The organism is Bordetella genomosp. 13, from assembly GCF_002119665.1.
GTDB lineage: Bacteria > Pseudomonadota > Gammaproteobacteria > Burkholderiales > Burkholderiaceae_B > Bordetella.
Genome location: NZ_CP021111.1, coordinates 2,179,830 through 2,202,172, shown reverse-complemented (window position 1 = coordinate 2,202,172; position 22,343 = coordinate 2,179,830). Strand labels below are relative to the sequence as shown.

General features: G+C 67.6%; 22 protein-coding genes. 19 read left to right on the top strand and 3 right to left on the bottom strand.

Annotated features, from left to right (window positions below):
• Positions 1–8: 8 nt before the first annotated feature.
• Together recA and recX are read left to right on the top strand one after the other, a co-directional pair.
• Complete coding sequence (gene recA / locus CAL15_RS09960; protein WP_086078449.1) at positions 9–1,082, top strand: recombinase RecA; 1,074 nt, start codon at positions 9–11, stop codon at positions 1,080–1,082.
• Positions 1,082–1,747 carry a recombination regulator RecX gene (recX, locus tag CAL15_RS09955; RefSeq protein WP_086078448.1) on the top strand — a complete coding sequence of 222 codons (666 nt, stop codon included), beginning with the start codon at positions 1,082–1,084 and terminating at the stop codon, positions 1,745–1,747. Before recA ends, recX begins: the two co-directional genes overlap by 1 nt.
• 265 nt (positions 1,748–2,012) lie before the next feature.
• Here recX and CAL15_RS09950 read toward each other — a convergent pair whose 3' ends face one another.
• Complete coding sequence (locus CAL15_RS09950; RefSeq protein WP_086081024.1) at positions 2,013–2,933, bottom strand: LysR family transcriptional regulator; 921 nt, start codon at positions 2,931–2,933, stop codon at positions 2,013–2,015.
• Positions 2,934–3,088: 155 nt separating this feature from the next.
• On the opposite strand from CAL15_RS09950, the gene metE reads away from it, so the two are divergent.
• The 14 genes from metE (at position 3,089) to CAL15_RS09885 (ending at position 16,941) form a co-directional block, all read left to right on the top strand.
• Positions 3,089–5,437: a 5-methyltetrahydropteroyltriglutamate--homocysteine S-methyltransferase gene (gene metE, locus CAL15_RS09945; protein WP_086078447.1), complete on the top strand. Its 2,349-nt coding sequence runs from the start codon at positions 3,089–3,091 to the stop codon at positions 5,435–5,437.
• Positions 5,438–5,804: 367 nt separating this feature from the next.
• Positions 5,805–6,431 carry a DUF2889 domain-containing protein gene (locus tag CAL15_RS09940; RefSeq protein ID WP_086078446.1) on the top strand — a complete coding sequence of 209 codons (627 nt, stop codon included), beginning with the start codon at positions 5,805–5,807 and terminating at the stop codon, positions 6,429–6,431.
• A 12-nt stretch (positions 6,432–6,443) separates the two neighbouring features.
• On the top strand, positions 6,444–7,604 hold the full coding sequence (sucC, locus tag CAL15_RS09935) for an ADP-forming succinate--CoA ligase subunit beta (RefSeq protein WP_086078445.1): 1,161 nt from the start codon (positions 6,444–6,446) through the stop codon (positions 7,602–7,604).
• 103 nt (positions 7,605–7,707) lie between these two features.
• Positions 7,708–8,589, top strand: coding sequence for a succinate--CoA ligase subunit alpha (gene sucD / locus CAL15_RS09930; RefSeq protein WP_086078444.1), 882 nt, complete (start codon positions 7,708–7,710; stop codon positions 8,587–8,589).
• Positions 8,590–8,966: 377 nt separating this feature from the next.
• Positions 8,967–9,662 (top strand): YjbE family putative metal transport protein, encoded by a 696-nt coding sequence (locus tag CAL15_RS09925; RefSeq protein ID WP_086078443.1) that lies wholly within the window; start codon positions 8,967–8,969, stop codon positions 9,660–9,662.
• 129 nt (positions 9,663–9,791) lie between these two features.
• Entirely contained in the window at positions 9,792–10,511 is a 720-nt protein-coding gene (locus CAL15_RS09920; protein ID WP_086078442.1) for a TerC family protein, read from the top strand.
• The gene (locus CAL15_RS24765) at positions 10,498–10,620 is read left to right on the top strand and encodes a hypothetical protein (RefSeq protein WP_269768321.1); all 123 of its coding nucleotides are present in this window, start codon (positions 10,498–10,500) and stop codon (positions 10,618–10,620) included. Before CAL15_RS09920 ends, CAL15_RS24765 begins: the two co-directional genes overlap by 14 nt.
• Positions 10,621–10,622: 2 nt before the next feature.
• The gene (gene hemC, locus CAL15_RS09915) at positions 10,623–11,567 is read left to right on the top strand and encodes a hydroxymethylbilane synthase (protein ID WP_086078441.1); all 945 of its coding nucleotides are present in this window, start codon (positions 10,623–10,625) and stop codon (positions 11,565–11,567) included.
• Between the two features lie 13 nt (positions 11,568–11,580).
• Entirely contained in the window at positions 11,581–12,366 is a 786-nt protein-coding gene (locus CAL15_RS09910; protein WP_086078440.1) for a uroporphyrinogen-III synthase, read from the top strand.
• Between the two features lie 37 nt (positions 12,367–12,403).
• Positions 12,404–13,615: a uroporphyrinogen-III C-methyltransferase gene (locus CAL15_RS09905; protein WP_086078439.1), complete on the top strand. Its 1,212-nt coding sequence runs from the start codon at positions 12,404–12,406 to the stop codon at positions 13,613–13,615.
• Positions 13,616–13,618: 3 nt separating this feature from the next.
• Complete coding sequence (locus CAL15_RS09900) at positions 13,619–15,301, top strand: heme biosynthesis HemY N-terminal domain-containing protein (RefSeq protein ID WP_086078438.1); 1,683 nt, start codon at positions 13,619–13,621, stop codon at positions 15,299–15,301.
• Positions 15,302–15,304: 3 nt separating this feature from the next.
• Positions 15,305–15,835 (top strand): inorganic diphosphatase, encoded by a 531-nt coding sequence (ppa, locus tag CAL15_RS09895; RefSeq protein ID WP_086078437.1) that lies wholly within the window; start codon positions 15,305–15,307, stop codon positions 15,833–15,835.
• 262 nt (positions 15,836–16,097) lie between these two features.
• A complete protein-coding gene (locus CAL15_RS09890) occupies positions 16,098–16,793 on the top strand; it encodes a fumarylacetoacetate hydrolase family protein (protein WP_086078436.1) in 696 nt (231 codons plus the stop codon).
• Positions 16,794–16,809: 16 nt separating this feature from the next.
• Positions 16,810–16,941 (top strand): entericidin A/B family lipoprotein, encoded by a 132-nt coding sequence (locus CAL15_RS09885; RefSeq protein ID WP_086078435.1) that lies wholly within the window; start codon positions 16,810–16,812, stop codon positions 16,939–16,941.
• 97 nt (positions 16,942–17,038) lie between these two features.
• On the opposite strand, the gene CAL15_RS09880 is transcribed toward CAL15_RS09885, so the two are convergent.
• Together CAL15_RS09880 and CAL15_RS09875 are read right to left on the bottom strand one after the other, a co-directional pair.
• Positions 17,039–18,994 carry a metallophosphoesterase family protein gene (locus CAL15_RS09880; RefSeq protein WP_086081023.1) on the bottom strand — a complete coding sequence of 652 codons (1,956 nt, stop codon included), beginning with the start codon at positions 18,992–18,994 and terminating at the stop codon, positions 17,039–17,041.
• Positions 18,995–19,120: 126 nt separating this feature from the next.
• Entirely contained in the window at positions 19,121–19,726 is a 606-nt protein-coding gene (locus CAL15_RS09875) for an NAD(P)H-dependent oxidoreductase (RefSeq protein ID WP_086078434.1), read from the bottom strand.
• 233 nt (positions 19,727–19,959) lie between these two features.
• On the opposite strand from CAL15_RS09875, the gene CAL15_RS09870 reads away from it, so the two are divergent.
• From CAL15_RS09870 to CAL15_RS09860, 3 genes are read left to right on the top strand one after another with little or no spacing between them, the layout of a single operon-like run.
• Entirely contained in the window at positions 19,960–20,226 is a 267-nt protein-coding gene (locus tag CAL15_RS09870) for a hypothetical protein (RefSeq protein WP_086078433.1), read from the top strand.
• Positions 20,223–21,620: a pilus assembly protein TadG-related protein gene (locus CAL15_RS09865; protein ID WP_086078432.1), complete on the top strand. Its 1,398-nt coding sequence runs from the start codon at positions 20,223–20,225 to the stop codon at positions 21,618–21,620. The genes CAL15_RS09870 and CAL15_RS09865 overlap by 4 nt, the downstream gene beginning before the upstream one ends.
• Positions 21,617–22,306 (top strand): hypothetical protein, encoded by a 690-nt coding sequence (locus CAL15_RS09860; RefSeq protein WP_157666634.1) that lies wholly within the window; start codon positions 21,617–21,619, stop codon positions 22,304–22,306. Before CAL15_RS09865 ends, CAL15_RS09860 begins: the two co-directional genes overlap by 4 nt.
• Positions 22,307–22,343: the final 37 nt, after the last annotated feature.

Sequence of the window (22,343 nt, the reverse complement as noted above, 5' to 3'; positions counted from 1 at the left end):
GACACCACATGGACGACAAAACCACCAAGGCCGCCGCAGCGGAGAAAGCCAAGGCACTGGCCGCGGCGCTTTCCCAAATCGAAAAGCAGTTCGGCAAGGGTTCGATCATGCGCTACGGCGACAACGAGGTCGAGCACGACATCCAGGTCGTGTCCACCGGCTCGCTGGGCCTGGACATCGCGCTGGGCGTCGGCGGCCTGCCGCGCGGCCGCGTGGTCGAAATCTACGGTCCTGAATCGTCGGGCAAGACCACGCTCACGCTGCAGGTCATCGCCGAAATGCAGAAGCTCGGCGGCACCTGCGCATTCGTCGACGCCGAGCACGCCCTCGACGTCCAGTACGCCGCCAAGCTGGGCGTCAACCTCACCGACCTGCTGATCTCGCAACCCGACACCGGCGAACAGGCGCTCGAAATCACCGACGCCCTGGTGCGCTCGGGTTCGGTCGACCTCATCGTCATCGACTCGGTGGCTGCCCTGGTGCCCAAGGCCGAAATCGAAGGCGAAATGGGCGACTCGCTGCCCGGCCTGCAGGCCCGCCTGATGAGCCAGGCGCTGCGCAAGCTCACCGCCACCATCAAGCGCACCAACTGCATGGTCATCTTCATCAACCAGATCCGCATGAAGATCGGCGTGATGTTCGGCAACCCCGAAACCACCACCGGCGGCAACGCGCTCAAGTTCTACTCGTCGGTGCGCCTCGATATCCGCCGCATCGGTTCCATCAAGAAGGGCGAAGAGGTCATCGGCAACGAAACCCGCGTCAAGGTCGTCAAGAACAAGGTCTCGCCCCCGTTCAAGCAGGCCGAGTTCGACATCATGTACGGTTCGGGCATCTCGCGCGAAGGCGAAATCATCGACCTGGGCGTGCAGGCCGGCGTGGTGGACAAGGCCGGCGCCTGGTACAGCTACAACGGCAACCGCATCGGGCAGGGCAAGGACAACGTGCGCGAATACCTGAAAGAGCACCAGGACATCGCCATCGAAATCGAGAACAAGGTCCGCGAGAACCAGGGCATCGTCAGCCGCGCGTCCACCTTCACGGCCACCGCCGAAGAGGCCGACGAGGGCAGCGCCGAGTAATGCGCCGGGACGGATCCCGTCGTGCCGCGCCGGGCCGCCAAGGCCCGGTGGACTCCGGCCCGGCGGATTCCGATCCAACCGAGTTCAGCCGCACGTCCGACCGGCAATCGGGTTTTCGGTCCAGGCGCGCGCAAGGCAGCCGCCCCAGCAACCCGGACGACGAGTTCGAAACCATGGCCAGCGGCGACGCGGCCAACCCATCCAGCCCGCCCCAGCCGGCGCGCAGCGGCCCATCTCTCAAGGCGCGCGCCGTAGGCTACCTGTCTCGCCGCGAGCACGCCCGCAGCGAACTCGCGCGCAAGCTGCGTCCCTATGCCGAAGACCCCGCGCAGATCGACGCCGTCCTGGACGACCTGCAGCGCGAAGGCTGGCTGAGCGACGCGCGCTTCGCGCAAAGCCTGGTACATCGCCGCGCCCCGCAACGGGGCACCGCGCGCGTGGTGCAAGAACTGAAGCAGCACGGCGTGGACGAGGCCCAGGTGGCCGACCTGCGCGACCAGCTGCGCGCCACCGAATACGACCGCGCTCTCGAAGCCTGGCGCAAGCGCTTCGGCGACAAACCTGTCGATCGCACCGAATACGCCCGCCAGGCCCGCTTTCTGGCTGGTCGCGGCTTCGCCCACGACGTCATCCGCCGCATTCTGGGCGAGAGCGACGAAGACTAGTCCAGCCGTCTCTCCGATCCGATTGCTTGTGCCGCCGATTGCCATTGCCAGCAACAAGTGCGGGTGCTTCGGATAGCTACGGCGCGCAATGAGCATCGACTGCAAGCGCCCCGGCATTGAGAGATCTTGAGCCTGGGACATGGCGGAGGGTTCGCGCCCGCAGCGCGGAGCGCGAGGACGAGAATCCGCAGTCATGGCGCAGGCGCGCAAGAACTCAATACCGCCCCTGCACCGACTCCATCCCATACGCGACAGCTACACGCAGTCAATGCCTTGCAGCCTTGATCCCTTCCAGGTTCTTGAAGCAAACATCCCGCGCGATGGTCAGGAACTCGCCGATATAGGTCGTCTCGCTGTCCTCGGTGCGCACCGCGGCGTATAGCGTGCGCCATACGCCTTGCGGCCCAAGGTGGCATACGCGCAGCCAGCTCTGTCCCAGATACTCTGACAGCGCCCAGTTCGGCAGGGCGGCCACCCCTCTGTTGCTGGCCACCAACTGCGCGATGATCGGCGTCAGTTCCGCCTTGCGGACCGCGGCCGGTTCCACGTCGGCAGGGTCCAGGAAAGCGGTGAATACGTCCAGCCGCTGCCGATCCACCGGGTACGTGATCAATGTCTGGTCTGCCAGCTGTTCGGGACTGACGTGCCGCTCCGTGGCCAGGGGGTTCGATTCCGACACCGCCAGCACCAGTTCGTAGCGGAAGAGGGGCAGGTAGGTCACCGCTTCCAGTTGTTGCGGGTCCGAGGTCACGACCAGGTCCAGGTCGCCGCGCACCAGCGCCGGCAGCGGCGCGAACGAGAATGCAGCCGAGAGGTCCAGCGCCACGTCGGGCCATTGCACGCGGAAGGCGTCCAGCGCCGGCATCAGCCATTGAAAGCAGGAGTGGCAGTCGATGGCCATGTGCAGCCGTCCGGTGCGGCCCGCTGCCAGGCGCTGCAGCTCGCGTTCGGTGGCGCGCAGGCGCGGCAGCACGTCGTCGGCCAGCGCCAGGATGCGCAGGCCGGCAGTGGTCAGGCGGGCAGGGCGGGTGCGCCGGTTCAGCAGTGCAACACCCAGGCGCGTCTCGAGGTCACGCAACTGATGCGACAGCGCCGATTGCGTCAGGTGCAGCCGTTCGGCGGCCTCTTGCAGGCTGCCGCCGTCGCGGATGGCGGCCAGGGTTTCCAGATGTCGGACTTCGAGCATGGTTGCGAAAGCGGGCAGGCGCGAGTGGATGGGAATGCGCCATTCTATATGAGTCATCCTCAACTAATGAATGCTCAAGTTGATTTTGACTCACATTGAATCGCGCGCAGAATACCGATCCAGTTGAATCACTTTTGCCTGACTCGGATATTTACATGACTACTATTCATAATCTCGGATTTCCGCGCATCGGCGCTCAGCGCGAACTGAAGCGTGCCGTCGAGGCGTACTGGGCGGGCAAGCAGAGCCTCGACGCGCTGCGCGAGGCGGGTCGGCAGCTGCGCGCGGCGCATTGGCGCCTGCAGGCCGACCGCGGCCTGGCGTTCGTGCCGGTAGGCGACTTCGCCTGGTACGACCACATCCTGGAATGGACCACGCTGCTGGGCGCCGTGCCGGCCCGCTTCGGCCAGCCAGACGGCCAGCCCGTCACCCTGGACACGCTGTTTCGCATGGGCCGCGGCCGCGCGCCCAGCGGCACGCCGGCCGCCGCCTGCGAAATGACCAAGTGGTTCGACACCAACTACCACTACATCGTGCCCGAACTGGCGCCCGCGCAGCAGTTCCGCATCGCCCGCGACGACCTGTTCGAGCAGGTCGAGGAAGCGCAGGCGCTGGGCCTGACCGTCAAGCCGGTGATCCCCGGTCCGCTGACGTGGCTGTGGCTAGGCAAGGGTGACGCCTATGCAGAGGGCGCGTCCGATCCCGCCAAGCTGAAGCTGCTGGACGCGTTGCTGCCCGTGTACGAAGCGGTGCTGGCCCGTCTGGCCGGGCAGGGCGTGCAATGGGTACAGATCGACGAACCCATCCTGGCGCTGGATCTGCCGGCAGCCTGGCGCGAGGCCTTCGAATCCGTCTATGCACGCCTGGCATCCGCTGTCGGCGCGTCGGCTGCCGCCCCCGGGGCTGCCGTGGCCGCCGCACCGCCCGCCACACCCGTCCGCCTGCTGCTGGCCACCTATTTCGACGGCCTGAAGGACAATCTGCCCACCGTGGCCAAGCTGCCCGTCGCCGGTCTGCACGTGGACCTGGTGCGCGCGCCGGAGCAGCTGGCCGACGTGGTTGCGGCCATCGGTCCACAGCAGGTGCTGTCGGCCGGCGTCATCAACGGGCGCAACATCTGGCGCACCGACCTGGATGCCGCGCTGAGCGCGCTGGCCCCGGTCCGCGAGAAGCTGGGGGAACGCCTGTGGCTCGCCCCTTCGTGCTCGCTGCTGCACGTGCCCGTTGACCTGGCCGGCGAAACCGAATTGGACGCCGAACTGAAGAGCTGGCTGTCGTTCGCCACGCAAAAGATCGACGAGCTGAAGCTGCTGGGCCAGGCGCTGGACGGCGATGGCGACCCGGCCGTCCAGCACGCACTGGCCGCCCAGCGCGCGGCGCTGCAGGCCCGTCGCGCCTCGCCGCGCATCCATAACCCCGCGGTTGCCCGCCGCATGGCCGGCGAAGCGCAGGTGTCGCGCGAGCGCGCCGCCTTTGCCGAACGCATCGCGCGCCAGCAGGCCGAACTGAAGCTGCCGGCCTTTCCCACCACGACCATCGGCTCGTTCCCGCAGACCGCGGAGATCCGTGCGCTGCGCCGCGATTGGAAAGCCGGCATCATCAGCGATTCCTCCTACGAGGCGTCCATCCGCAAGGAGATCGAGGAAGTCATCCGCTTCCAGGAGAAGGTCGGCCTGGACGTGCTGGTGCACGGCGAGCCCGAGCGCAACGACATGGTCGAGTACTTCGGCGAACTGCTGGCCGGCTTTGCTTTCACCCGCAACGGCTGGGTGCAGAGTTATGGATCGCGTTGCGTGAAGCCGCCAGTCATCTTCGGCGACGTGGCGCGCCCCGCGCCCATGACGGTGGGCTGGTCGTCGTACGCGCAGTCGCTGACCAGCAGGCCCGTCAAGGGCATGCTGACCGGTCCCGTCACCATCCTGCAGTGGTCTTTCGTGCGCGACGACCAGCCGCGCGAGGCAACGTGCCGCCAATTGGCCCTGGCGCTGCGCGACGAAGTGGTCGACCTGGAGCAGGCGGGCATCCGCGTCATCCAGATCGACGAACCCGCCTTCCGCGAAGGCCTGCCGCTGCGCCGCGCCGACTGGCAGGCCTATCTGGACTGGGCCGTGGACTGCTTCCGCCTGTCCACCGCCGGTGTGGCCGACGGCACCCAGGTGCACACCCACATGTGCTATTCAGAGTTCAACGACATCATCGAGTCGATCGCCGCGATGGACGCCGACGTCATCACCATCGAGACCTCGCGGTCGAACATGGAACTGCTGAAGGCCTTCGAAGACTTCCGCTATCCCAACGACATCGGCCCGGGCGTATACGACATCCATTCGCCCAATGTGCCCGAAGTCGGCTGGATGGTGGACCTGATGCAGAAGGCAGCCGGCCGCCTGCCGCGCGAGCGCCTGTGGGTGAATCCGGACTGCGGCCTGAAGACGCGGGCCTGGCCGGAAACCGAGGCGGCGCTGGTGGCAATGGTGGATGCGGCCCGGCAGTTGCGCGCGTAGCGCAGGGGCGTGGCGCACGGGCGTGGCGCCGCGCCTTACGTCGCCATGCCCGCGCCGCTTTCCACGCGGGGGCGTCGATCACCCCTCTCGCAAGGGCAGGTTCTCCACCCGTGCCGGGCCCGTTACGGCCGGGACGCCGCCAGCCAGGCTCCGCCCGGCCGGCCGCTGCGTTATACTTCGTCAGATTTGCTGCTTTGCGGCAAACGGTCGGGCGCCCTGCGCAACACCAGGGCTTGGCCGTCTCCGCAAACCGCGCTTGCTACCGGCAGGAAGCCTGCCACGGACCCGGCGCGCGCAGCTCGATAGCGAAGTCGCGCCGCGGCGGGGCAGGCCAAACCCGCCGCGCGGCCAGAACCAGGCCCCATCGATGCCCTTGCCACCCCCCGACTGCCGTCGCCAACCCATCCACACGCGTACGATACGCGTGGAGTCGTATGGGCGCGAAGACGGCCTGTGGGATCTCGAGGCCGAACTCATCGACTACAAAGGCTACGACTTCACCAAGAGCGAGGGCGACGTCGTCAAGGCCGGCCAGCACATCCATCACATGCACCTGCGCATCACCATCGACGATAAATACAACATCGTCGCCGCGCAGGCTGCCTACGACGCAGCTCCCTACGATGTTCACTGTACGGCCATAGACCGGGCGTACGCTGGCCTGGTGGGCATGAACCTGCTGAAAGGGTTCCGCCATCAGGTGAAAGACCGTTTCGGCGGCATCGAGGGCTGTACCCACATGACCGAACTGTCGCTGGTGCTGCCCACCGCGGCGGTGCAGACCATGGCCGGCCGGCGCCGCGAGCAGGTGGCGGTGTCCAACCAGCGGCCGTTCCAACTGGACGGCTGCCATGCGCTGCGCACCGACGGGCCGGTAGTACTGAAGCACTACCCCAAGTGGTACGCGGGGCGGTCCGACGACCCGGCTTCGGACTCCGATCCGGACGCCGGTCAAGCGGCCACCGATACCCCTTCTTTTTCCCATACGTCCTGAGACAGGTAACACATGAAAATCCACGAGTATCAAGGCAAGGAACTGCTGAAGCAATTTGGCGTGACCGTGCCGCGCGGCATTCCCGCTCTTTCCGTCGACGAGGCCGTGGCAGCCGCCGAGAAACTGGGTGGGCCGGTCTGGGTCGTCAAGGCGCAGATCCACGCGGGCGGCCGCGGCAAGGGCGGCGGCGTCAAGCTGGCGCGCTCCATCGATGAGGTGCGCAAGCTGTCGTCCGAGATCCTCGGCATGCAGCTGATCACGCACCAGACCGGTCCGGAAGGCCAGAAGGTCAACCGCCTGTACATTGAGGAAGGCGCTGACATCCAGAACGAACTGTACGTGTCGCTGGTCACCGACCGCGCCACGCAGAAGGTCGCGTTCATCGCTTCCAGCGAAGGCGGCATGGACATCGAGGAAGTGGCCCACTCCACCCCCGAGAAGATCATCAACGAATACATCGACCCGCAAGCCGGCCTGACCGCCGAGCAGGCCAAGAAGATCGCCACGTCGATCGGCCTGTCGGGCCACTCGGTCGACCAGGCCGTCGACCTGTTCCAGAAGCTCTACAAGTGCTACATGGACACCGACGCCTCGCTGGTCGAGATCAACCCCCTGAACTGCGACAGCAAGGGCAACCTGATCGCCCTGGACGCCAAGTTCAACTTCGACTCGAACGCGCTGTTCCGTCATCCCGAGATCGTCGCCTACCGCGACCTCGATGAAGAAGATCCCGCCGAAATCGAAGCCAGCAAGTTCGACCTGGCCTACATCCAGCTCGACGGCAACATCGGCTGCCTGGTCAACGGCGCCGGCCTGGCCATGGCCACCATGGACACCATCAAGCTGTTCGGCGGCGAGCCAGCCAACTTCCTGGACGTGGGCGGCGGCGCCACCGCCGAGAAGGTCACGGAAGCCTTCAAGATCATGCTCAAGAACAAGGGCGTGAAGGCCATTCTGGTCAACATCTTCGGCGGCATCATGCGCTGCGACGTCATCGCCGAAGGCGTGATCACCGCGTGCAAGGCCGTCAACCTGGGTGTGCCGCTGGTCGTGCGCATGAAGGGCACCAACGAAGAACTCGGCAAGAAGATGCTGGCCGAGTCGGGCCTGCCCATCATCAGCGCCGACACCATGGCCGAAGCGGCCACCAAAGTCGTCGCCGCCGCCAAGTAACCATGCCCCCACGCCGCGCCCCTTCGGGGCTTGCTGCCCCCCAAGGGGGCGTCTTTTGCCTAGGGGCGGCCCGGCGTCAAAAGAAATTGCCAAGGATTCACAAATGTCGATTCTGATCAACAAGGACACCAAGGTCATCACCCAGGGCATCACGGGTAAGACTGGCCAGTTTCACACCCGCATGTGCCGCGACTACGCGAACGGCAAGGCTGCCTTCGTCGCCGGCGTGAACCCCAAGAAGGCCGGCGAGGACTTCGAGGGCATTCCCATCTACGCCTCGGTCAAGGACGCCAAGTCCGCCACCGGCGCCACCGTGTCGGTGATCTACGTGCCGCCCGCGGGCGCCGCCGCCGCCATCTGGGAAGCCGTTGAGGCCGAACTGGATCTGGCGATCTGCATCACCGAAGGCATCCCGGTCCGCGACATGCTGGAAGTGCGCAACCGCATGAAGGCCATGAACAGCAAGACGCTGCTGCTGGGCCCCAACTGCCCCGGCCTCATCACGCCCGATGAAATCAAGATCGGCATCATGCCCGGCCACATCCACCGCAAGGGCCGCATCGGCATCGTCAGCCGTTCGGGCACCCTGACGTACGAAGCCGTGGCGCAGGTCACCGAGCTCGGCCTGGGCCAGTCCAGCGCCGTGGGCATCGGCGGCGACCCCATCAACGGCCTGAAGCACGTCGACGTGCTGAAGCTGTTCAATGACGATCCCGACACCGACGCCGTCATCATGATCGGCGAAATCGGCGGTCCGGACGAAGTTAACGCCGCGCAGTGGGCCAAGGACAACATGAAGAAGCCGGTCGTCGGCTTCATCGCCGGCGTCACCGCCCCTCCCGGAAAGCGCATGGGCCACGCGGGCGCCCTGATCTCCGGCGGCGCCGACACGGCCGACGCCAAGCTCGAGATCATGGAAGCGTGCGGCATCAAGACCACGCGCAACCCGTCCGAGATGGGCAAGCTGCTGAAGTCGGTGCTGTAAGGCACCCGGCGATGGGCGCGCCGCCCGGCGCGCCTGTCAGGCGAGAACGGTCCGCTGCGGCGGGCCGTTTTTTTTGCCGCCGGGCCGCCCCAAGGCAAGAAGCGCCCCCTCGGGGCGCAGCAAGCCGTAGGCGCGGTGTGGGGGCATTTTTTTGGCCGCGCCGATGTCGCAACGTTCTGCCCGCGACCGGGCAGGCCTCTCCGCCTGTACGCAGGTTGAAACTATAATTGCCGGCTGACCTCGCGTTCTCCGCAAAAAAACCGTCGCTCGCCTCGCTCAAGACGGCCCCCGGTGCGCAGGTCTCGTGCACGGGCCGGCATTGCCGGCCATGCATGCGCGCGTCACGGGGATCCTACTCACACTAGGAAAAGAGAGGCATGGAACTGAGTTCTGCTGCGTTCTGGATCGCACTGCTCCAGATCATTTGGGTCAACATTCTGCTGTCCGGCGACAACGCCGTGGTCATTGCGCTGGCGGCGCGTTCGCTGCCGCCGGTTCAGCAGCGCAAAGCCATCGTCGTCGGTTCCGCCGCGGCCATCGTGATGCGCATCGTGCTCACGCTGGTGGCGGCCGAATTGCTGCTGCTGCCGTGGCTCAAGCTCATCGGCGCCGTGCTGCTGGTCTACATCGGCGTGTCGCTGCTGCTGCCCGAAGGCGAGGAAGAGGGCGAAGGCAAGGGCCACGGGTCGCTGCTGGCGGCCATCCGCACCATCATGGTGGCCGACCTGGTCATGAGCCTGGACAACGTCGTGGCGGTGGCCGCTGCGGCCATGGGCGACACCACGCTGCTGGTGATCGGCCTGGCGATCAGCATCCCGCTGGTCATCTTCGGCAGCACGCTGCTGCTGCGCGTCATCGAACGCTTCCCCATCATCGTCTGGGTGGGCGCGGCCCTGCTGGGCTTCATCGCCGGCGAACTGCTGGTGGGCGACCCGGCGCTGCAAGGGCCCGTCGCGCGGATCGATACCGCCCTGGGCGTGACGCAGCACGACTTCGGGTTGATGGTCGGCGTGTGCGGCGCGCTGCTGGTCCTGGTTCTGGGAAAAATTTTTCTGGCGCGGTCCAAGGCCTGACGCCTAGCTGAACTACAATAGCCGGCTTCGCCCCCCGGTGTCCCCGAATTGTTCGGGGCCCGGGGGGCGAAGCCGGTTTTCTTTTCTTGTCTCATTCCAGTCTGTACACGACGTTTCGGGGGATAGAACGTGCTCGAGTTTTTCCAGACCCTCAGCTGGGCTGCCGTATTCCAGATCATCATGATCGACATCCTGCTGGGTGGCGACAACGCGGTGGTCATCGCGCTGGCCTGCCGCAATCTCGAACCCAAGCAGCGCATGCAGGGCATCCTGTGGGGTACCGCCGGCGCCATCATCCTGCGCGTGGTGCTGATCGCCTTCGCGCTCACGCTGCTCACCATCCCCTTCCTGAAAGTCGTGGGCGGCCTGCTGCTGCTCTGGATCGGCGTCAAGCTGCTGATGCCCGAGGATGAAGGACACGACAAGATCCAGGGCGGCGCCTCCATCTGGGGCGCGGTCAAGACCATCATCGTGGCCGACTTCGTCATGAGCCTGGACAACGTCATCGCCATCGCCGGCGCGGCCCAGAACGCCCACGCCGACCACCAGATCGGCCTGGTCATCTTCGGCCTGGTGATCAGCGTGCCCATCATCATCTGGGGCAGCACGCTGGTGCTCAAGCTGATCGACCGCTTCCCGCTGGTCGTCACCTTCGGCGCGGCGCTGCTGGGCTGGATCGCGGGCGGCATGATCGTGACCGACGTGTTTGTCGTGGATCAATTCGGCGTCCAGCCGACCACGGTTAAAATCGGCGCAGAAATTATTGGCGCCCTGTTGGTCGTTGTCCTGGGACGGTGGCTGGCAAGCCGCAAAACCGTGTCCAAGGAATCCACTCATGGCTCTGCATAAGACGGCCAATCCCCAGCAATCCGAATCGGGCCTCAGCCTGCTGCAAGGCCTGTTCGTTCTCGCCGTGATCGGCGTGGTCGCCACGGTGATCGTGTCCCGGTTCATCTGACCGTGTCCGCTCCGCAACGACTGGTCATCGCCACACGCGCCAGCCGCCTGGCGCTGTGGCAGGCCGAATTTGTACGCGGCCGGCTGCAGACCCTGTACCCCGCCTGCAGCGTCGAGCTGCTCACGCTGACCACCCGCGGCGACCAGATCCTGGACCGCACGCTGTCCAAGGTCGGTGGCAAGGGGCTGTTCGTCAAGGAGCTTGAAAACGCGCTGCTGGACGACCGCGCCGACCTTGCCGTGCATTCGCTGAAGGACGTGCCGGTCGATCTGCAGGCGCCTTTCGAGTTGTGCGCCGTGCTCGAGCGCGCGGATCCCCGCGACGCCTTCGTCTCCAACGACTATGCCACGCTGGCCGAGCTTCCCGCCGGCAGCGTGGTCGGCACTTCCAGCCTGCGCCGCGAGTCGCAGCTGCGTGCCCGCTATCCGCACCTGCGGGTGCAGCCGCTGCGAGGCAATCTCGACACCCGCCTGGCCAAGCTCGATCGCGGCGAATATGCCGCCATCATCCTGGCCGCCGCCGGCCTCGATCGCCTGGCGCTGGGGCATCGCATCCGTTCGCTGCTCGAGCCCGCCGACAGTCTTCCCGCCGCCGGTCAGGGCGCGTTGGGCATCGAGATACGCGGCGATCGCGCCGACTTGCGCGGCTGGCTGGCGCCGCTCGTGCATGCGGACACCGCCGCCTGTTCCTTGGCCGAACGCGCGGTGTCGCGGGCCCTGGGCGGTTCGTGCCAGGTGCCGCTGGCGGCTTATGCGCGCGTGCAGGGCGACCAACTGGTGCTGCATGCGCTGGTCGCTTCGCCTGACGGCAACCGCATCGTGCGAGCCGAAGGGCAGGGGCCCGTCGCGCAGGCCGAGGAAATCGGCGAGGCGGCCGCCCGGCAATTGCTGGCCGACGGCGCCGACGCCATCCTGGCGTCGCTGACGCAGGACGACGCGTCATCCTGAGCGGGCGGACGCCATGTCGCGGATCGCCGTCCTGACCCGGCCCGCGGGCCGCAACGAAGCCCTGGCGCAACGCCTGGGCGCGGCCGGCTGGCAGGCCCTGTGCCTGCCGGCGCTGACCATCGAACCGCTGCCGGCCGTCGTGCCGCCGCCCATGCCGCACGATTTCCAGCTTGCGGTGTTCGTCAGCGGCAATGCCGCGCGCCTGTACCTGGACCAGGTGGAGCCCTGCCTTCGGTCGACCGGCTGGCCGCCCGGCTGCGTGGTGGCGGCCGTAGGCCCGGCCACCGCGCAGACGCTGCGCGGTGCCGCGCTGGTGGGCCAGTCCACGACCGTGTTGCATCCCCCCGCGGATGCCGACGCGCACGATTCCGAAGCACTCTGGCACATCCTGTCGACGCGGCCGATGCCGCGCCGTGCGTTACTGGTGCGCGGTACGCAGGGCCGCGACTGGCTGGCGGATCGCCTGGCCGAGCGCGGCGTGGAGGTGGTCCGGCATGCCCTGTATCGCCGCTTGCCGGCCGCGTGGTCCGCGGACGCGCTTGCGGCGCTGCGCGAATGGGCGCGGCGGGGCGTGCCGGTCACCTGGCTGCTGACCAGCAGCGAGGGCATCGCCGCTACGGCCGATGCCGTCCGTGCCGCAGGCCTGCAAGCATGGTGGAAGCAATGCCGCTTCGTGGTCACGCATCCTCGGCTGGCGCAGGTCCTGCGCGGCGCCGCCGATGACGCCCCTGGCGACATGGTGGTAAAAAACTGTATGCCTGCCGATGAGGCGATCTTCGAGGCCCTTGTTGCCGCCTGAGTCGTCGTTCCGAGCCTCCAACGAATACAATCGCGTCATGACAGACAACACCTCCGATATCCGTCCGGCCGCGCCGCCGGACGCTTCCGGCGGCGCGTCTCCCGCGCCTTCCGTGCCCCCATCCCGGCCCGAGGTTTCCTCCAAGCCTCCGCGGGCTCGCTCCGTCAGCAGCACACTCATCGCTGCGCTGGTCATTGTCGCGTTGCTGGCCATCGCCTTGGGCGGCGCGCTGTGGGCGCAGCGACGAGAGTTCCGGGCCGCAGGCCAGGAGGTCGCATCCAGGCTCGACCAGATGAACCGCGAGTTGTCGCAGGCGCGCCAGGAGGGCCGCCAGGCGCTTGCGCTGGCACAGGCGCAGACCAATCAGGTCGCCGATCTCGAGGGCCGCATCCGCGAGGTGCAGACGCAGAACAGCGCGCTGCAGCAGGCGTGGCAGACGTTCAGCAGCGGCGCCAGCGACGAGATCCTGGTCAACGACGTGGACCGCATGATCACGCTGGCCAGCCAGCAGCTGCGCCTGGCGGGCGACGTCAACAACGCCATCGTCGCGCTCGAAACCGCACAATCGCGCCTCGCCCAGGCGGACCGTCCGCGTCTGGCGGGACTGCAGCAAAGCATCAACGGCGACCTCGACCGCCTGCGCGCCGTAACCACCGTCGACATTCCCGCGCAATCGGCGCGCATCGAGCGGCTGGTCGCCCTGGTGGGACGCGCGCCGCTGCTCGTGCCCGACGACGCCGCGCCGCTCGCGCGGCCAGGCCAGTCCAGGCCCGAGGCGGCCCAGCCGGCGCCGCCGCCCGTCGATCCCACCGCCGACCTGCCGGCGGATGCGCCGTGGTGGCAGCGCTGGCGCGCTGAAGTCGAGTCCTGGCCCGGACGCGCCGGCCAGGCCGTCGCGCACGAGCTGGGCGACCTGATCCGCGTGCAGCGCGTGGACGAACCTTCCGCGCTGTTGCTGTCTCCCGAGCAGGCCACCATGGTGCGCTCCACGCTGCGCCAGCGCCTGCTGACGGTGCAGCTGGCCATGCTGATGCGCCAGCAACCCGTGTGGAAAACCGAACTGGACAATGTGCAGGACACGCTGGCGCGCTATTTCGACGAGCGTTCGCAGGACACGATGGCCGCCCGCACGCTGGCGCGGGAACTGTCGCAGGTCGAGATCGCCGTGCGCGTACCCGACGTATCCGACAGCCTCAGCACCATCGCCGCCCTGCGTGCCGCGGGCAGCAAGGCGGAAGGGCAGGACTGACGCATGCGTACCTGGCTCTGGACCCTGTTGCTGGCCGTGGTCGCGGTCGCGCTGGCCGTCATGCTGCGCCAGCATTCCGGCAATGTGCTGCTGCTCATCTGGCCGTGGCGTATCGAAGTCTCCCTGACGCTGGCGGTGCTGCTGCTGCTGGCCCTGTTCGTGGCGCTGTACGTGGTGCTGCGGCTGTTGTCGTGGCTGCTGGCCATCCCCGACCGCGTGCGCGCGTGGCGCGGCCGTCGCGCCCAGGCCCGCGACCACGAATTGCTGGAGCGCGGCTGGATCGGCATGCTGGAAGGCCGCTTCGCCCATGCCGAGAAAGACCTTACCCGCCTGTTCGGCCAAAGCAAGGTGCGCAGCCGGCGAGTGCTGGCGGCGCTGGCGGCCGCGCGCTCGGCGCACGGCCTGGGCGAGTTCGCGCGCCGCGACCGCATGATCGACGCGGCGCGTGAACAGGCCGGCGACGATCCCGGCCTGCTCGAGGCCACGGCCACCGTTGCCGCCGACATGCTGCTCGACCAGGGCAGGCCGCAGCAGGCGCTCGATACGCTGGCCCCGCTGCAGGATGGCGGCGCCCGGCATCTGCACACGTCGCGCCTGCTGCTGCGCGCCGAGACCGCGCTCGAGCATCACGAGCGTGTGTTCACGCTGGCGCGCGGCCTGTTGCGCCGCAATGCACTTGCCAAGGACGAGGGCGCGCAGCTCATCGACCATGCGGGCGCCGCGCGCCTGCGCGCCGGCATGGCCGGCGACGGCTGGCGCGTCATCTGGAAAGATCTCAAGCCCGAAGAACGCCAGTTGCCCAACATCGCACTGGCCGGCGCCGCGGCCTTCGAGTCGGCGGGCGAGGGCACCGAAGCCGCGCGCATCCTCGAGGCCGCCATCGCGGATCGCTTCAATCCCGCGCTGGTCGCGGCCTATGCGCGCTGCGACGCCGAACAGGTGCCGCGCCGCCTGGCCAAGGCCGAGACCTGGCTGCAGCAGCGGCCCACCGATGCGCACCTGCTGACCGCGCTGGGCGTGCTGTGCCTGAACGGCCAGCTGTGGGGGCAGGCCGAACGCTACCTGCAGCGCAGCCTGGCGCGCCGCAACGATGCGCAGTGCCATGCGCTGTTGGGCAGTCTCTACGACCGCCTGGACCGGCCCGTGGATGCCGTGCGCCACTGGCGCCTGGCCACCGCCGCGCACCAGGCCCTGCCGGTGCTTGCCACGGATGGCGCGCTTCCCGCGGCCGACATGGGCGCGGACCCGCATCACGTGGACGGCGAGGGCGAGTATGCGGCGCTGCTGTCCGATGAGCAGGCGCCGGCTGCAGCGCCTGTCTCCGAGCCCATGCCCGAGCAGGCGCCCGTGGTCGACTACGTGCTCGATCCCGATGCCCGCGGCGCGCGCGAACGTCCCGTGCCCGCCGACGCGCCGGCCGCCGTGCCGTCGCGCTCGGCGGTCGACATCGAAGACTACTTCGACAGCGCGCCCATCCCGCCGTCGGCGCTGGAGGCTCCCGTTTCCAGCTATCCCGCGCCGGCCGGCGCCGCCGATTCCGGTCGGGCCGCCGCGCCGACGCCTGCGCCTGCTACGGCGCCGTCGCCGGCCGGTGCCGCGGCCGTGCCGCCCGCGGCGCCCCGACCCGACGTGCCCGCGCAGCCGGACACGCGCAATCCCCATTCCCCTACAGACAACAAAGGTTGAACCATGAGTCTTGATCGCGTCGGTCCCGGCAACAAGCTGCCGGAAGACTTCAACGTCATCATCGAAATCCCCATGAATGCCGATCCCGTCAAGTACGAGGTCGACAAGGACACGGGCGCGGTCTTCGTCGATCGCTTCATGCTGACGGCCATGCACTATCCGTGCAACTACGGCTACATCCCGCAGACCCTGTCGGAAGACGGCGACCCGGCCGACGTGCTGGTCATCACGCCTTTCCCGATCCAGGTTGGCGCGGTCGTGCGCTGCCGCGCCATCGGCGTGCTCGAGATGGACGACGAGTCGGGCGGCGACGCCAAGCTGCTGGCCGTGCCGGTCGACAAGCTGTACCCGCCTTACCGCAACATCAAGACGTACGAAGACCTGCCGGCCGAAGACATCGGCCGTATCCAGCACTTCTTCGAGCACTACAAGGATCTCGAGAAGGGCAAGTGGGTCAAGGTCAAGGGCTGGAAGGGCCTGGACGCCGCGCACCAGGAAATCGTGCGCAGCGCCGAGCGCTACGCCAAGGGTTGATCCGGCGGGCCGGCCGGTGGCCGGCCATGCATTGTTCAGCTGCGCGAAAGCGGGCGGCCTGCGGGCCGCCCGTTGCGTTTTGCCGCCGGGCCGCCCCAAGGCAAAAAGCCCCCTCGGGGGGCAGCAAGCCGAAGGCGCGGCGTGGGGGCATTTTTTGCGGCGTGCCGCTCACTTTGCCGGCCGCGGGAACTAGCGTATAAAGTCGCCCATCGGCTTTCCGATCCGGCCGCGCCGCGGCCATATGCCTACAGAGGTTTCGCAGATGGATTACGTCATTGCCCCGATCCCGCCCGTGTCGCTGCCCGTGGCGGGCACCGCTGCCCGCTTCCCGGTGCGCCGCGTCTATTGCGTGGGCCGCAACTACGCCGAGCATGCCAAGGAAATGGGCTTCACCGGCCGTGAAGATCCGTTCTTCTTCTGCAAGCATCCCGACAGCCTGGTGCCGGTGGCCGATGGCGAGACCGGCACGATGCCCTATCCCTCCAAGACCTCCAACCTGCACTACGAGATGGAGCTGGTGGTGGTGCTGGACAAGGGCGGCAAGAACCTGTCGGTCGAAGCCGCCGCGCAATGCGTCTGGGGTTACGCGCTGGGTCTGGACATGACGCGCCGCGACCTGCAGGGCGAGGCCAAGAAGCAGGGCCGTCCGTGGGAGGTCGGCAAGGCGTTCGACTTCGCCGCGCCCATCGGCCCCGTCCATCCGCGCAGCAAGGTCGGCACGCTCGACAAGGGCGCGATCTGGCTGGATGTGAACGGCGAGCGCAAGCAGTCCAGCGATGTGTCGCAGATGATCTGGAACGTGGCTGAAAGCATCGCCTATCTGTCCGGCCTGTTCGAACTGCAGCCGGGCGACATCATCTTCACCGGCACGCCGGAAGGCGTGGGCGCCGTCGTGCAGGGCGACGTCATGAGCGGCGGCGTGGAAGGCCTGGGCGAACTGCGCGTGCGCGTCGCCTGACAACGAGGTTCGAATCGTGCGCACAAAATTCATGCTGACCGCGCTGGTGGTCTTCGGTCTGGTGCTGCAGGGCTGCAACACCGTGTCCGGCATGGGCAAGGACATCCAGCGCGCCGGAAGCGCCATCAGCAACGCGGCAGATCGCTGAGCCGCGCATCGTCGCGGAACGAGAAAACGCCGCCCCTCGGGGCGGCGTTCGCTTTGTCGCGCGCAGGCGCCGACGCTGGCGCGCCGGCCCCCTTTGATCAGTCGCGGGCGACGACGGCGAACTGGCCGTCTTCTACCAGGCGGGCCCAGAAGGCGCTGCGGGCCGCATCGAAACCGACCAGCGTGCCGCCCGCGCAGGCGCCGTCCACGTCGGACGGAATCGTGCCGGACAGGAATTCGGTGCGATACGCCTGCGCGCTGACGCATTCGGCGTCGGTCAGCGCCACCCAGGTGCTGCCGTCCCAGCGAGCCAGCATGGCGTCCTGGGCCGCCACGTCCGCGGGCAGCGAGAACTCCAGCACGTACTTGTGGCCGGTGTCGCCGGCCTGCAGGCGCCAGTCGCGGGTGGCCCCCGCCGGCAGAGTGACCGGCTGCTTGCCCATTTCCGAACCATCGCCATAGCTGCCGGCCAGGCCGACGTCCACGGTGATGTCCTTGATCGCACCGTACGGGTCGGTGTAGATGCCGCTCTGGCCGCTGATGCCCGACACCGCCAGCGTGTCGGACAGCGCGCCGGCCTCGCGCGTCTTCCACGACAGCGTGACATGCTTGCTGAGGTCGATGGTGGTGGCGCGGATCTCGACTTCTTCGTCCGGCGTGCCCTCGTCGATCACTCGCGCGCGCTGGCTGTTGTTCAGGTTCGGACGCCAGCTTTCGTGGCGGATGAACATGTAGCGGTACATCAGCGATTCGAGCTCGCGGTTGGTGCCGGCGAAGGTCACGCCCGGTTCGACCGCCATGGCCCGCGTGCGGGTGTCGTAGCGGTTGAAGACTTCGTTGCGGCCATCAAGCAGGCGCGCGCTCTGGCCCGAGGGAGAGGCGCACGGGGCGGTGCGGTATCCCGGGTCGTACATGTTGTTGGCCTGGATGCCGGCCGGGATGCTGCCCGGATACACGATCTTCTCGCAGCGCGTGGTGGTGCGCGTGTAGCGGTCGAACAGGCGCCAGTCGGGCGAGGCCAGCTCCCTCGGGCCGTCGCTGTTGGCCAGCACCGTGTGCGGGGCGTAGTAGGCGCGATAGTCCACCGCGGGGCCCTGGATGGTGAAGACCGAGACGTTGGTGTCGATGGGACCCACCGATTCGCTGGCCATCTTCACCATCACGGTGTTCTGCACCTGCTCGTGCTCGCCGTAGCGGTTCTCATAGCCCTTGTAGGCGGCGCTGCCCGCGACGATCTGCGTGAACTGGCGCTGCGTGATGTCGCGGATCTGGCTGCGCGAGTACATGTGCTCGTGGCCCGAGACGTACACCACGTCGTTGGCGGCGAACAGCGTGCGGTACTTGTCGTAGACCTCGCGGAACGCCACATCCGAGGGCTCGGACAGATAGCCTTCCAGGATCTTCTCGCGCAGCATGCCGTAGCGGTTGCCGACGAACGAATTGTGCGTCATCAAGATGATGTGGTCGACCCGCTCGCGATGCGCGTCGATCTGCGCCTCGACGAAGTCGTACGCGAAGGGCAGCCAGTCGTACGACAGGTTGATGAACAGGACGTTGTCGCGTACCACGGCGTAGTTCTTGTACTTCGAGCCGGGCATGTGCGTGGCGTCGGCAGGGATCAGGTCGCCCACCGTGTCGAAATAGTCCTGGTCGATGCCCTTGTTGTCATGGTTGCCCATGATGGGCAGCAGCGTCACGCGGTCGGTGTATTCGTCGGCGATGGCGCGCCATTGCGCATATTCGGCTTGCGTGCCGTTCTCGGTCAGGTCGCCGGCCATCAGCACGATCTCGGCGCCTTCCTGCACAAGCTTGTCGAGCGCGGCGCGCATGGGGTGTTCGGCCACGCCCGAAGAACTGCCCTGCGTGTCGGGCAGGACGCCCACGCGCAGAATCTTTTGTTCGGGTTGAGGTTGCGGCGCGGGGGCGGGTTCCGACACGTCCGGACCTTCCGCGACATCGTCGTCCCGGTCCGAGTCGCTGCCGCAGCCCGACAGGGCGAGCAAGCCGCAGGCAATTGCACCGATCCGTTTGCGGTAGTGGAGGCTGAAAGGCATGATCACGAGGCTCACTCTTACTTTGGGCTGAAAAGAGGGCCAGCGTAAGAAGTTGTAATGACTCGGGCGTGACGTTGCGGCCGAGCCACTGTCATGCCGCCTTCCCCGGCTTGTCACAGTCGCCGGCTAGGCATCCGTGCCGGGTGCACTGAACAGCCGCTGCCCGAGGGACCGCGCCGTCTCGAAATGGGCGTCCGGAAACGTGCCGTCCTGGGGAAGCAGCAGTTGTGACGTGACGACGGGGGCGCCGCAGTAGCCGAAGATGCCATGATCGATGCCGGTTTTCATGGCTGCCGTGTAGCCGTGCTTTTCGTAGGTGCGCATGTCGGCTCCGCCCACCGCCACCAGATGGACGCGCAAACGGCCCAGCAGCTTTTCGAGCTTCGCGCCGGGCACGTCGCGATAGGCCCAGCCGTTGACGAACACGCGGTCTATCCATCCTTTGAGCAGCCCGGGAAACGACCACCAATAAACGGGATAGACCAGCACCAGATCGTCGGTTCGATCGAGGCGGGCGTGCTCGGCGAGCACGTCGGCGGGCGGCCCGGCCTGTCCGCGGAACTGTGCGACGTCCCCCGCGTTGAATCGCGGGTCGAAACCTTCCGCGCTGAGGTCGGCGATCTCGAACGTGTGGCCGGATCGGGACGCTTCGATGCCGCGCGCCACCTGGCCGGCAACGGCGTGCGTGAGGGACTGAGGATCGGGATGCGCGATGACAATGAGTGCGTGCATGAAAATCTCTCGTTCAGGATTTGTACCTACTGATAGTAACCTACTTTTGGTAGGTTCGCGTTGTGATCGAGAGGCGACGTCGCGCGGGGTGATGGGTGTAGCGACGATGGCTGATATGAGCGCGCCGGTCAACGCCTGTGCGCGCTTTCATCGCCCTCGGTATCTGCGAATAGCCCAGCCGCCCGGGCCCGACCATACTGCCCTCCATGTTCATCACTACCTACGGAGGGCTCATGCAAGTCTACAAACGGCGCCAGCGTGGCCAGGGCATGACCGAGTACATCATTGTGGTGGCCCTCATCGCGGTCGCCGCCATCGCGGTCTATCAGTTGTTCGGCCAGGTCGTGCGTTCGCAGACGGCGGCCATGGCGCGCGAGCTTGCCGGCCAGGACGGCTCGGCGCAATCGCGCGAGGCTCGCACGGCCGGCACCACGGCCGCAGAGCAGACCAAGTCGCGTTCGCTGCAATCGTTCACGGGCAATGCCCAGGCCGCGAAATGAGGTCCTTTCCGTGTGCGCCGCAGCGCTGCGCAGGGCAGGCCCTCGTGCCCGCGCTGGCGTTGCTCGGCCTGTGCGGAATCGCGTGGGTAGGCATGTACAACGTGGGCCAGACGGCGGCCGCACGCACCCGTCTCACCCATGCCGCCGATGCGGCGGCTTACTCGGCGGCGTTGGCGCAGGCGCGGGCGCTGAATCTGCTGGCGTATGTCAATCGGGCGCAGGTGGCGCACCAGGTCGCCATGGCGCACCTCGTCACACTGGCTTCCTGGGCCCAGTTCTCGGGCACGCAGGCGCAGCGCCGCGCCATGGGCAATCCGCCGGCCTATCTGATAGGCGCCTTGTTCGGTGAAAAGGCCTTGCAAGGGTACGCATCGGCACAGGCCACGTCATCCATGGCGCAGCAGTTCGCGCGGCGCCATCAAGAACACGATGCGCTCGTCCATGACACGCTCGTCCAGGTGGCACGGCGGCAGGTGGGTCAATTGCCGGCGCAGCGCGCCGCTATGCTGCGCGCCGTGCTGCAGGCCAACTATCCCGAGTGGGGGCGCGCAGCGGGCGGCGCGTCCGGGTCCGATCACGCTGCAGGCCCGCGATATCGCATGCTGGACGACAACTGGGCCGGTTTCGTGAAGGCGCAGCCCGGCCATCGAGCCGACGGTGTCTCGCAGATGGTGCGCACGGCAGCGGCGCGTTATGCGTTCCTGCGCCCGCGCGACATCACCCGACGCGGGTCATGGATCGTACACCGCCAATGTCCCGAGAAACGGCATGAGTTCCGCCGCCGCGGCACCACACAGATGGACGCGCGCGGACGCTGGTCGGCCACCGACACGCTGTCCTACCACGCGGTTCGGCGCAACAACACCATCGGCTGCTATTTTCGCGAGTACGCCACGGGTTGGGGGCTGGCTGGCAATGTTGCGGGCACGCCTGTAGAGCGCGCGCCAGAGGATTTCTCGCAAGAGGATTTCTGGCGTTGGGTCGACAAGAACACCGCATGGGACATCTTCGGCGGACAGAGCAATCCGCTGGCCACCGCCTACGCGGGCATGGCGCGTGTGTCCGTGGCCGGACGTGGACTGCCCGACTTCCACGAGGCGGCATCCGATCGCGCGGACGCTCCATTGCGGCTGGCCATCGCGGTCCGCCAAGATGCCGCCGAACTTCCCGTGTCCGGCGGAGCCAGTTCGGTTGCTGTGGCGGGTCGCCATGGCTGGCGGGCGTTGCGCGGCGGGTCGCTCACGGTCGCGGCTGCGGCGGAGACTTTCTTTTCGCGGCCCCAGGCGCGCGAGGACGGCCGCGACGAACTGGCTACGCTGTTCAGGCCATACTGGCAGGCGCGTCGCGCGGCCGTCACGGCGCAGGAACTCGCCACCGCAAGGACGCAGCCATGAGCTTGCCTGGTCACTCGCGGCCGCCTCTGCGTATGGGCCGCGCGCGGCATGCCGCGGCGTCGCCCCTGCGCCAGCTCGGACAGGGCACGGTCGAAGCCGTGCTGGCCGCCGCAGCCATGGCGGGCCTCGCCTGCGCCATCGCGTGGATCGGCCGGTTGCAGTTCCAGGCGCTCGAGGTATCCCAGGCGGGACGCTTGGCCGCATTCACGGCCGCACGGGCGCCGTCGGCGGCACGCGCCGACCACGGCACGTCCGTGTCGGTGTCGCGTACGTCCTCCTCTTCGCCGACCGCGGCCGGCGGCGACGATGCGGTGGGTCGCCGGTTGGCGCTCGAGTGGCTGCGCGTCGATGACGGGCTGGTGGCGGCACAGGCGCAGCGCCGTGTCGCGCCGGACGTGGGGTGGGAGGCGGCCGCGGGCGTCGCCGCCCCCACGTCGCTGTGGCGCCATACCGCTGTCGCAATCGGCGCCGGGCATGCCGAATCCGATGCCCATACACAGCAGCGCCTGACGGCCAGCGTGGCGGGCTGGTCGCGCACCGCGGACGCGTCGCGCCGTCTGTCCAACGCTTTGCAGTCGCGTGTAAGAAACCTCGATGCGGCATGGGGCGGACGCAGGCCGGGTGACGACTGGGTGTCCGCCTGGGCTGATCTGGCGCCGGCTGGCCGTGTCGCCGTCAAGCGATAGGAGTTCCCATGCAAAGCCGCCATCCATCGCAGCGTTG

Excerpts from the sequence above, each read along its gene's own strand:
- recA (WP_086078449.1), top strand. The coding sequence starts at position 9 with ATGGACGACAAAACCACCAAGGCCGCCGCAGCGGAGAAAGCCAAGGCA.
- recX (WP_086078448.1), top strand. The coding sequence starts at position 1,082 with ATGCGCCGGGACGGATCCCGTCGTGCCGCGCCGGGCCGCCAAGGCCCG.
- CAL15_RS09950 (WP_086081024.1), bottom strand. The coding sequence starts at position 2,933 with ATGCTCGAAGTCCGACATCTGGAAACCCTGGCCGCCATCCGCGACGGC.
- metE (WP_086078447.1), top strand. The coding sequence starts at position 3,089 with ATGACTACTATTCATAATCTCGGATTTCCGCGCATCGGCGCTCAGCGC.
- CAL15_RS09940 (WP_086078446.1), top strand. The coding sequence starts at position 5,805 with ATGCCCTTGCCACCCCCCGACTGCCGTCGCCAACCCATCCACACGCGT.
- sucC (WP_086078445.1), top strand. The coding sequence starts at position 6,444 with ATGAAAATCCACGAGTATCAAGGCAAGGAACTGCTGAAGCAATTTGGC.
- sucD (WP_086078444.1), top strand. The coding sequence starts at position 7,708 with ATGTCGATTCTGATCAACAAGGACACCAAGGTCATCACCCAGGGCATC.
- CAL15_RS09925 (WP_086078443.1), top strand. The coding sequence starts at position 8,967 with ATGGAACTGAGTTCTGCTGCGTTCTGGATCGCACTGCTCCAGATCATT.
- CAL15_RS24765 (WP_269768321.1), top strand. The coding sequence starts at position 10,498 with ATGGCTCTGCATAAGACGGCCAATCCCCAGCAATCCGAATCGGGCCTC.
- CAL15_RS09910 (WP_086078440.1), top strand. The coding sequence starts at position 11,581 with ATGTCGCGGATCGCCGTCCTGACCCGGCCCGCGGGCCGCAACGAAGCC.
- CAL15_RS09905 (WP_086078439.1), top strand. The coding sequence starts at position 12,404 with ATGACAGACAACACCTCCGATATCCGTCCGGCCGCGCCGCCGGACGCT.
- CAL15_RS09900 (WP_086078438.1), top strand. The coding sequence starts at position 13,619 with ATGCGTACCTGGCTCTGGACCCTGTTGCTGGCCGTGGTCGCGGTCGCG.
- ppa (WP_086078437.1), top strand. The coding sequence starts at position 15,305 with ATGAGTCTTGATCGCGTCGGTCCCGGCAACAAGCTGCCGGAAGACTTC.
- CAL15_RS09890 (WP_086078436.1), top strand. The coding sequence starts at position 16,098 with ATGGATTACGTCATTGCCCCGATCCCGCCCGTGTCGCTGCCCGTGGCG.
- CAL15_RS09880 (WP_086081023.1), bottom strand. The coding sequence starts at position 18,994 with ATGCCTTTCAGCCTCCACTACCGCAAACGGATCGGTGCAATTGCCTGC.
- CAL15_RS09875 (WP_086078434.1), bottom strand. The coding sequence starts at position 19,726 with ATGCACGCACTCATTGTCATCGCGCATCCCGATCCTCAGTCCCTCACG.
- CAL15_RS09870 (WP_086078433.1), top strand. The coding sequence starts at position 19,960 with ATGCAAGTCTACAAACGGCGCCAGCGTGGCCAGGGCATGACCGAGTAC.
- CAL15_RS09865 (WP_086078432.1), top strand. The coding sequence starts at position 20,223 with ATGAGGTCCTTTCCGTGTGCGCCGCAGCGCTGCGCAGGGCAGGCCCTC.
- CAL15_RS09860 (WP_157666634.1), top strand. The coding sequence starts at position 21,617 with ATGAGCTTGCCTGGTCACTCGCGGCCGCCTCTGCGTATGGGCCGCGCG.